Source organism: Flavobacterium branchiophilum NBRC 15030 = ATCC 35035 (assembly GCF_002217205.1).
In the GTDB taxonomy this organism is placed as follows: domain Bacteria; phylum Bacteroidota; class Bacteroidia; order Flavobacteriales; family Flavobacteriaceae; genus Flavobacterium; species Flavobacterium branchiophilum.
The window spans coordinates 1-9,167 of sequence record NZ_MUGT01000044.1 but is presented as its reverse complement, the minus strand read 5'-3'; the positions used below and the strand labels follow the sequence as shown (position 1 = coordinate 9,167).

At 31.3% G+C, this 9,167-nt stretch carries 9 protein-coding genes; 7 read left to right on the top strand and 2 right to left on the bottom strand.

Annotated features, from left to right (window positions below; all coding sequences use genetic code 11):
- Positions 1–34: 34 nt before the first annotated feature.
- Together B0A58_RS05910 and B0A58_RS05905 are read right to left on the bottom strand one after the other, a co-directional pair.
- A complete protein-coding gene (locus B0A58_RS05910) occupies positions 35–586 on the bottom strand; it encodes a hypothetical protein (RefSeq protein WP_089080269.1) in 552 nt (183 codons plus the stop codon).
- A complete protein-coding gene (locus B0A58_RS05905) occupies positions 570–869 on the bottom strand; it encodes a hypothetical protein (protein ID WP_089080268.1) in 300 nt (99 codons plus the stop codon). Before B0A58_RS05905 ends, B0A58_RS05910 begins: the two co-directional genes overlap by 17 nt.
- 134 nt (positions 870–1,003) lie before the next feature.
- Here B0A58_RS05905 and B0A58_RS05900 point away from each other — a divergent pair, with 134 nt between their 5' ends.
- The 7 genes from B0A58_RS05900 to B0A58_RS05865 form a co-directional block, all read left to right on the top strand.
- Positions 1,004–1,663 (top strand): ABC transporter ATP-binding protein, encoded by a 660-nt coding sequence (locus tag B0A58_RS05900; RefSeq protein ID WP_089080267.1) that lies wholly within the window; start codon positions 1,004–1,006, stop codon positions 1,661–1,663.
- 3 nt (positions 1,664–1,666) lie between these two features.
- Positions 1,667–2,446 (top strand): TIGR02757 family protein, encoded by a 780-nt coding sequence (locus B0A58_RS05895; protein WP_089080266.1) that lies wholly within the window; start codon positions 1,667–1,669, stop codon positions 2,444–2,446.
- A gap of 76 nt (positions 2,447–2,522) precedes the next feature.
- Positions 2,523–4,070, top strand: a complete 1,548-nt coding sequence (locus tag B0A58_RS05890; RefSeq protein ID WP_089080265.1) for a S41 family peptidase — start codon at positions 2,523–2,525, stop codon at positions 4,068–4,070.
- A gap of 27 nt (positions 4,071–4,097) precedes the next feature.
- Positions 4,098–5,714 carry a M1 family metallopeptidase gene (locus B0A58_RS05885; protein ID WP_089080264.1) on the top strand — a complete coding sequence of 539 codons (1,617 nt, stop codon included), beginning with the start codon at positions 4,098–4,100 and terminating at the stop codon, positions 5,712–5,714.
- Positions 5,715–6,491: 777 nt separating this feature from the next.
- A complete protein-coding gene (locus tag B0A58_RS05875) occupies positions 6,492–6,713 on the top strand; it encodes a hypothetical protein (RefSeq protein ID WP_089080262.1) in 222 nt (73 codons plus the stop codon).
- 59 nt (positions 6,714–6,772) lie between these two features.
- Positions 6,773–7,549 carry a GLPGLI family protein gene (locus B0A58_RS05870; RefSeq protein ID WP_089080261.1) on the top strand — a complete coding sequence of 259 codons (777 nt, stop codon included), beginning with the start codon at positions 6,773–6,775 and terminating at the stop codon, positions 7,547–7,549.
- Positions 7,536–9,167, top strand: a 1,632-nt coding sequence (locus B0A58_RS05865) for a carboxypeptidase-like regulatory domain-containing protein (RefSeq protein ID WP_165766298.1), incomplete at its 3' end; no start/stop codon positions are given. The genes B0A58_RS05870 and B0A58_RS05865, both read left to right, overlap by 14 nt.

Here is a 9,167-nt window from a genome sequence, read left to right as displayed (position 1 = left end):
AGTAGATTGGACTATTTTATAGGTATATTTGGTATTACTTCAAGCTTTTGGATATTTTGGTCATTACTTCTTTAGCTACTGCTTTATAGGCATTGGATTCCGTAGCAAAATTTTGTTCGATTATGGCTTGTAATTCTGGGTATATCCAAGGGTGTTGTTTTCCAAATTCAAATAATGCTCGAATGGAATATGCTTTTGTTGCTACTTTAACATCAGAAATCAACCAATCAAAACACGATTCAATAATAATATTTTTATGTTTTTTGTTTATTTTTAAATTATAAGCCACTGTCATACAAATCTTAGCGGCTGGTCTTAAAGCTTTATCAACTGAAATATTTTTTAAATTATTACAAAAAATATCCAAATAAGGTATTATCAGCTCGATGTTTTGCATCAAAACCAACTCTAAAACCCAATAGCCTTTAAAATGATTTTTGTTTGAAAAATCAGTAGCAAATTCAAAAGTAGCCTTCAAAAGTTTCAAATCGAGCAAAACTAATGCTGCTATTTCGTCTCTGCTGGCTCGGTGTGCCGTAATTTGATGCAACTTTTGGGTAAAATCTACATTATTTTTTAAAACCATATACAAATATCCAAGTTAAAGTAAATGTAGGAATAACATCAATACCAGGTACAATTTCTTCAATGAATTCAATAAAACCAGCTACTTTTCCCGTAGTACCATGATACATTTTTGTCATGATAATACCAGATATTGGGGCCCAAATTACATCTGTAAATTCGCCCAAACCAGGCAATATATAGGATAACATTCCGACAATATCAAAAATAATTCCCAAAATTAATTTCATATATTTATGATCATCTTGACTTTCAGTTACTGGTAATTGCAATTGATTTTTCATTGTGATAAAATTAAAAGATTAAAATAAACTATTATGGGCAAGCAATTTACAAATTTGATGCCAAAAACAATAAGCACAAGAAAATAATTTTAAATATGGTATTTTTTTTTTGTTTCTTTGTGAAAAATAACATCATGATTCAGGCAAAAAACATCGTAAAAAATTACGACCAACTGCAAGTACTAAAAGGAGTTGATATACATATACAAAAGGGCGAAATTGTTTCAATTGTTGGGGCATCTGGGGCTGGTAAAACCACATTGTTACAAATTTTAGGCAGCTTAGACAAGCCTAATATAAATGAAAACACCCAATTAATAATCAATAATGAAAATATATTGACATTAAATGACAAAAAACTGTCACAATTTAGGAATAACAATTTAGGTTTTATTTTTCAATTTCATCAATTATTACCAGAATTTACGGCATTAGAAAACGTTTGTATTCCAGGTTTTATAGCACAAAAAAACAAAAAAGAAACAGAAGACGCTGCCAAAAAATTATTGGATTATTTAGGCCTTTCACATCGAATACACCACAAACCAAGTGAACTTTCAGGAGGCGAACAACAACGAGTTGCAGTGGCAAGGGCGCTCATCAACAAGCCAGCAATTATTTTTGCAGACGAGCCTTCAGGGAATTTAGATACCGTTTCGGCCGAGAATTTGCACCAACTTTTTTTTAAATTAAGAGAAGAATTCGGACAAACATTTGTAATTGTTACTCACAATGAAGAATTGGCAAATAAGGCCGATAGGAAGCTCACTATGGTGGACGGCAATATCATATAAATAATGGCACATCAAAAACTACATTTAGTCGAATTAAAAGAATTTTTGGACGAAAAAGTACATTTATACAATCGGCCTCATTTTATTGAATCCGATCCTATTGCTATTCCGCATCAATTTTCTGTAAAAGAAGATATAGAAATAGCCGCTTTTTTGAGTGCTACTATAGCATGGGGAAATAGAAAAATGATCATCAAAAATGCCCAAAAAATGATGGATTTGTTAGACCAATCGCCTTTTGATTTTGTAAAAAATCACCATGAGACAGATTTAAAAAAATTAGAACAATTTGTACACAGAACTTTTAATGGACATGATTTTATAGTATTTATCAAAGGGTTGCAACATCTTTACAATCAGCACAATGGACTTGAATCTGTATTTTATGACACCCAAAAAACATACAATATACAAGAAAAAATAACCTTACTAAAAAAATTATTCTTTGAAATTCCACATACTTCCAGAACCCAAAAACATATCTCAGACCCTTCAAAACAATCTGCTGCAAAACGCCTCAATATGTTTTTAAGATGGATGGTTCGTCAAGACAATTGCGGCGTTGATTTTGGAATTTGGAAAAGCATTTCCCCTTCCCTACTTTCTTGTCCGCTCGATGTACATTCTGGCAACGTGGCCCGCAAACTCGGTTTATTAACCAGAACCCAAAATGATGCCAAAGCATTAGCAGAGCTCGACAAAAACCTTAAAATTTTAGACCCAAACGACCCCGTTAAATACGATTTTGCTTTGTTTGGCTTGGGTGTATTTGAAAATTTTTAATTTTATTAAATTTATTTTTATAGTTTTTTGTACATAAAATAATATTTATTAAGTTTACCAAAACTTTCAAATAGCTATGTGTAAAAAAATATTAGGACTTATTGTGCTTATACAACTTTGCGGATGTTCATCTATCAAGCAGCACAATGCTCAATTAATCAAGCCTTTATCAATTGAAAAAATAAAAGAAGATATTGACTTTACCTATACAAAAATGCAAAAAATGCACCCAAAATTGTATTGGTATATTTCAAAAAAAGATTTAGATTATAAATTTGACAGTCTGAAAACGACCATCAAAAAACCCCTAACTCCTTACGAACTATATACCCAATTGAGCCCGTTAGTAGCTGCTATTAAACAAGGACATTCTGGATTAAGCATTCCCAGAAAACAATATACTAAAAAAGAAATAGCTGCTTTAAACAAAAAAGGAAAAGGGCCTTTCTCTCAACTGGAAATGGAATATCTTGATCAAAAGCTATATATTGTAAAAAACAATTCCCTATCAAAAAATATACCCGAAAAATCAGAAATTTTAAGTATTAACAAACACAAAATAGACAGTTTAGCTGCTGTTTTTGAAAAACGGTTTGCCTCAGATGGCTTTAATAAAACCTTTAAATATCGAAAATTAGGCAAATCAATTGGTGATTTATACACCTCTGAATTTGGATTACAAGACAGCTTACTTTTAGAATTAAAGTCCCAAGACAGTATCAAATGGTGTGTTGTCAAACGATTAAAACCAGACACAAGCAATACAACAAAAAAGAAAACCGAAAAACAACCAAAAACAACTACAGTAGCAAAAAAAGCAAAAAAATTGTGGGGCTATGACTCAAACACCAAAAATTTTTCTAGAAATTTGCATTTTTTAGAAAAAGACAGTAGTATTGCCGTACTCAAAATCAACCGATTCAGGTATGGAAATTACAAAAAATGTTATCAATATTGTTTTGATCAAATACAACAATTAAAATCCAAAACTTTAATATTAGATTTAAGGGACAATCCAGGCGGTAGTTTAGCCGAAATTGTAGAATTGTACTCCTATTTGGCAGACTCAAGCTTTGTTTTTCTACAAAAATCAGACATCACTTCTCGATTCAGTCTGTATAAATACGGTGTTTTTTCGGGCAAAAAATGGTACCAAAAAACACTTAAAATCATTTCAACCCCATTCACATTCGGCTATTTTTGGGCATCAACCCACAAAAATGCAAACGGACAATATTATTACAACATGTTTCAAAACCAGTTCAAACCAAAAAGCAAAGCATTTAAAGGTACCCTTTACGTGCTTGTCAATGGAGGAAGTTTTTCTGCTTCATGCTTGATTTCCAACGAATTAAAGGAATCCAAAAGAGCCACAATTGTGGGCAACGAAACAGGAGGAGCAGCCAATGGCACTGTGGCTGGCATCATGCCCGAAATCATGTTACCACATTCAAAATTAAAAATGCACCTTGGTTTAATTGCCTGTATAGCAGCACATCAAACCCCAATAGAGGGCAGAGGAGTCATGCCACACCAAGTTATAATTCCAACCATCGAAGACCGTTACTCCAAAAAAGACCCCGAAATGGAATGGGTTTTAAATAATTTAAAAAAACCAAACTAAATAATTAACAAACCAAACTTTAAAAAAATGCTTAAAAAAATTTTATTAACCATCTGTTTATCTGCCAGTATAATAGCACTTGCTCAGGAAACATTTACCAGAAAAGACACCTTATTTGGAGGTTTAAGACCCGAAAGAACCAGCTTCGATGTCATGCGATACGACCTTACGGTGAAAGTACTGCCAAAAGAAAAAAAAATATATGGCTTAAATGAAATTACTTTCAAAGTAGTAGAAAATACCAATATTATTCAGATAGATTTATTTGAAAACATGAAAATAGACAGCATCAAATTCAAAGGGTTCAAACTCGAATACAAACGTGAATTTAATGCTGTATTTATCGATTTTGCCGAAACATTAAGCATGGGCAATACCGAAAAAATAGCTTTCTATTATTCAGGAAACCCAATAATTGCCAAAAGAGCCCCATGGGACGGTGGGTTTGTATTTACAAAAGACAAAAATGGTAAAGATTTTATTGGAGTAGCCGTACAAGGAACAGGAGCAAGCTTATGGTATCCGTGCAAAGACTCGCAAACAGACGAACCCAATTTAGGAGCCACCATCAAACTCATCATCCCAGACGGGCTAGTAGGCGTGTCGAACGGCCGTTTTAAGGGAAGCGAAAAACTCAAAAACGGTTTTACACGATGGAACTGGGAAGTAAAAAACCCCATAAACAACTACGATATTACATTATATATAGGCGATTACATCCATTTTAGCGACAAACATGGCGGCCTCGATTTAGATTATTATGTACTCCGAGAAAACGAAGCCAAAGCCCGAATACAATTTCAAGAAGTAAAACCCATGATGGACTGCTTTCAAGCCAAATTTGGCCCCTACCCTTTCAAAGAAGATGGCTATAAGTTGGTAGAAACCAACTATTTAGGCATGGAACATCAAAGTGCCGTGGCCTACGGAAACCAATACAAAAAAGGCTATCTTGGCACCGATTTATCCAGCACCAATTTTGGTTTACTTTTCGATTTTATCATCATACACGAAAGCGGACACGAATGGTTTGGCAACAGCATCACCAGCAAAGACGTGGCCGATATGTGGATACACGAAGGCTTTACGTGCTATACCGAAGCCGTATATTTAGAATGTAAATATGGAGCTACAAAAGCAAAATATTACATCAATGGTTTAGCACAAAACATACAAGCAGACAAACCCATTATTGGCCAATATGGAGTAGCCAACGAAGGCTCGAGCGATATGTATTACAAAGGTGCATTCATGCTCCACACCATCCGAAATGTCATCAACAACGACGAACGCTGGTGGAAAATGCTCTACGACTATGCCCAACATTTCAAACACCAAATTATTGATACCGAAGCTGTTATCGCTTTTTTCAATCAAGAAAGCAAACTCGACCTAACCCCCATTTTCAATCAATACCTCCATTACACCAACTTACCCAAACTAGAATTCAAAAAAGTTCAATCCCATTTAGAATACCGTTGGGTTACCGATGTCGATTTTTTTGACATGCCCATCGATATCATGATTCGAGGCAACAAAATAAGACTTTGCCCTACAAAAGAATGGCAAATTTTTGAACACAAAATCAATGCCTTACAAGAAATCGAAGTCCTCAAACAAGATTTTTTCATAGACATCAATTAAATCAAAACACATAAAAATCAAGGACATTTCATCAATATCTTTGTCAGAATTATACCACATATATTTATAAAATAGTCCAAAAATGCGTAGTATTTTTTAGAAAAAAATTTCAAAAAAAAATCGTTGCATAGCCAGACAACGTAACTGTTTTTTTTGAATAATTACAACAAAAAAGAACCATCCACACAAGGGCATGCCGCCAAAAAAAAGAAAGCCCCCACGCCCCAAACCCTTCAGGCGGGGCTTCCTTTTTTTGCCGTCGGGCTATCACGAGCACATGGTGCCTTGCTCTATCCCTCATGCGGGCAACCCCCAATGGACAGCCTCCACTCACCAAAGTTTTTTTCAAACTTCTTTCTTTTCGTTCTCCCACTTCTAACCTCTTGCTTCTAATTTCTTGCTTCTCATTTTTATTCTTGTAATTTTTTTTAATAAAAAAAGTTGCAAAGTATTTTTTTGTTTGTACTTTCGTAAAGTAGATACACTATGTTAAAAACGCAATAACTTTCGTGTATTTAATAGTTGCAAGAAACCATATGAGAACGAAACGTATAATAAAGAACGATTTAGAAAAGTAAGCGTGTTAAAATTTAACGTAAAACCAACGTATTGGTAAGCTAAAGTTAGCAAAAATTATTTTTTTTAACACCATTTAACAATTATTTTCTTTTATATTCGTTCTTTAAAGTATTGAGTAACAAAAACGGTAGATTAATATAAACTATTTAAAGCGGAAGTCTTTGTCCTGCCAAAAGATGGAAACACCAAATTTCAATTATGAAAAAATTAATTTTAGGATTATCATTGATGTTGTTTTCTATAAGTACATTTGCAGGGACAACAAACAAAAATGTAGTTAAATCTACATTTAACAAAGCATGTGGGGTATGCCATATTAGAATCTATCAAGGAGGAGAATTAGTTGGTAGTTGGGATTTGCCTTGTAACTCAGCGGCTGATTGTAAACAAATGCTAAAAGATACTATTGCAGCAATGTAATAATTTAACAATAATATTGCGGATTAGATTTTTAATCCGCAATATTTAAAATAAAAAAAATGAAAAACTTGTTTATTAAAATTATATTTATTTTATTTTCCGTATTTTCTTTTGCTCAAAAAGATAAAGGAAAAGTAGAAGTGGAATACAAGCTAGAAATTAACAACGCTTACATAACACGCAAAGGCATCTTGAATTGCAATGAAAGTTCTTCTTTGTTTAAGTTATTTTCTACAGGAGATAAAGAAGAAAAAAAAGAGATTGATTACGAGACAAATTCAATAAAAATAACAGAACGATCGATTGATGAATACAATTACATAGATATAACTAATGATTCTATTAAATCAATTTTAAATATTAAAAAGGACGATTATATAATAGTTGAAGAGATTCCATTAATGCAATGGATACTTTCTGAAAATAGTGAAGTAAAAAAAATAAATAACTTTATTTGCAACAAAGCTATATTGAATTTTAGAGGTAGAAACTATGTTGCATGGTTTACTACTGAAATTCCAATTTCTTTTGGCCCTTGGAAGTTTCATGGACTACCAGGATTAATACTAGAAATTTCAGATGATGCTGGATACCGTCATTGGGTTGCTACCAAAATAAAATATCCATCAAATAATAAACTTAAAATTGAAGTATTTCAAACTATAAATGCAGAAAAAGTTACATTAAAAAAATTTGTAGAAAAATTTGATAATCAACAAAAATCAATGTTTGCACGAATTAACAAAATAATGCCTCGCGGTACAATATCAAGTAGTGAAAACTCTAAAAGACATACAATTGAACAAGTATATGAATGGGAAGTTGAAAAAAAATAGAATTTCAAAACAAATTTATTTTTGCCTAATAACATTGTTATTAGGCAATTTTTTGTTTGCACAAGCTACAATTTTAGGGATAGTGAATGACAGTTTAAATAATCCTATTTCTTTTGCAAATATTTATATAAAACCTTATGGCAATAATTCTATTATTGGTTTTACAAGTACAGACAAAGAAGGTAAGTATAAATTAATAACAAATAAAATAGGTGATATTGACATTTTTTTTTCAGCTTTATCATATAAAACGGTTAAAAATAAAATTACTATAAACAACAATAAAAATTATACACAAAATGCAGTTTTAAAACATGAAATAGTATCTCTTGACGAGGTAATACTGCAAAAAGAATCTCCAATTACTATAAAACAAGATACTATTATAATAGATGCTAAAGCATTTTCAAAAGGTAATGAAACTGTTGTTGAAGATTTATTAAGAAAAATTCCTGGACTTACAGTAACTGCTAATGGTACTATAAAAATTGGTGGAAAAGAAGTGTCAAAAGTTATGGTAGGAGGGGATGATTTTTTTGAATACGGTTATAAATTATTAACAAAAAATATGAATGCTAATGTGGTAGATAATGTTGAAATCTACCAAAAATATTCTAATAATAGGCTGTTAAAAGGAGTTGAAAACAGTGATAAAGTAGCTCTTAATCTAACACTTAAAAAAAATATAAAAGCACAATGGTTTGGTAACTTATCAATGGGCTACGGTGTAGTTTCTGAAAACAGATACGAAGTAAGAACAAATTTAATGTCATTTGGCAAAAAAGCGAAACACTATTTTATTGGTAATCTTAATAATATTGGAATAGATGCAATTGGAGAAGTTGATGACCTCATAAAGCCCTTTAACCCAGATGATATTGATTGTATTGGAGATGGTCAAAATGCTAATAAAATTATAAATTTAAATGCAATAAACCCTAATTTAAAATCTCAAAAAATTAATTTTAACAATGCTGAATTAGCATCTTTTAATTCAATTTACACGATAACACCAAAAATTAAATTAAAAACATTAGTTTTTTTAAATTCAGATGAAAACGATTTTTTTAGAAATAGCTATCAATTTTACTCAATAAATAATGATTCATTTTCAAATTCTGAAAACTTTCATTTGAGTAAGAAAAAAATAATTAATTTTGGTAAAATAAATGTAACAAATAATATTTCTAAAACTAAAATGCTTGAAATTTCAAGCAGTTTCAATAATACTATCAACACAACAAATACTAACTTACTTTTTAATAACAATTTATCAAAAGAGGATTTGAATGAAAGCAATCAACGTTTTGATGAAAAAATTGTTTACTCCAATAAATTTAAAGAACATAAGATTTTAATATTTTCCTCAAGATATATTAATGAAAAAACACCTCAAAAGTATCAAACAGATATTTTTAACTTTCCTGAACTATTTCAGAATATCAATAATGTAACACTAACAACACAACAGAGTGAAAATAAAATGGACTTTTTTGGATTAGATGCACATTTGTTAGATAGAAAAAGCAACGGAAATTTATTTGAATTAAAATCAGGATATGAATTTAGAAAAGATATTTTAACATCAACCTTAATATTAAAATCGAGTTATTTACAT

What these genes read in the sequence shown, in the direction of transcription:
- B0A58_RS05885 (WP_089080264.1), top strand. Translation starts at nt 4,098, where the DNA reads ATGCTTAAAAAAATTTTATTAACCATCTGTTTATCTGCCAGTATAATA.
- B0A58_RS05875 (WP_089080262.1), top strand. Translation starts at nt 6,492, where the DNA reads ATGAAAAAATTAATTTTAGGATTATCATTGATGTTGTTTTCTATAAGT.
- B0A58_RS05890 (WP_089080265.1), top strand. Translation starts at nt 2,523, where the DNA reads ATGTGTAAAAAAATATTAGGACTTATTGTGCTTATACAACTTTGCGGA.
- B0A58_RS05905 (WP_089080268.1), bottom strand. Translation starts at nt 869, where the DNA reads ATGAAAAATCAATTGCAATTACCAGTAACTGAAAGTCAAGATGATCAT.
- B0A58_RS05900 (WP_089080267.1), top strand. Translation starts at nt 1,004, where the DNA reads ATGATTCAGGCAAAAAACATCGTAAAAAATTACGACCAACTGCAAGTA.
- B0A58_RS05895 (WP_089080266.1), top strand. Translation starts at nt 1,667, where the DNA reads ATGGCACATCAAAAACTACATTTAGTCGAATTAAAAGAATTTTTGGAC.
- B0A58_RS05910 (WP_089080269.1), bottom strand. Translation starts at nt 586, where the DNA reads ATGGTTTTAAAAAATAATGTAGATTTTACCCAAAAGTTGCATCAAATT.
- B0A58_RS05870 (WP_089080261.1), top strand. Translation starts at nt 6,773, where the DNA reads ATGAAAAACTTGTTTATTAAAATTATATTTATTTTATTTTCCGTATTT.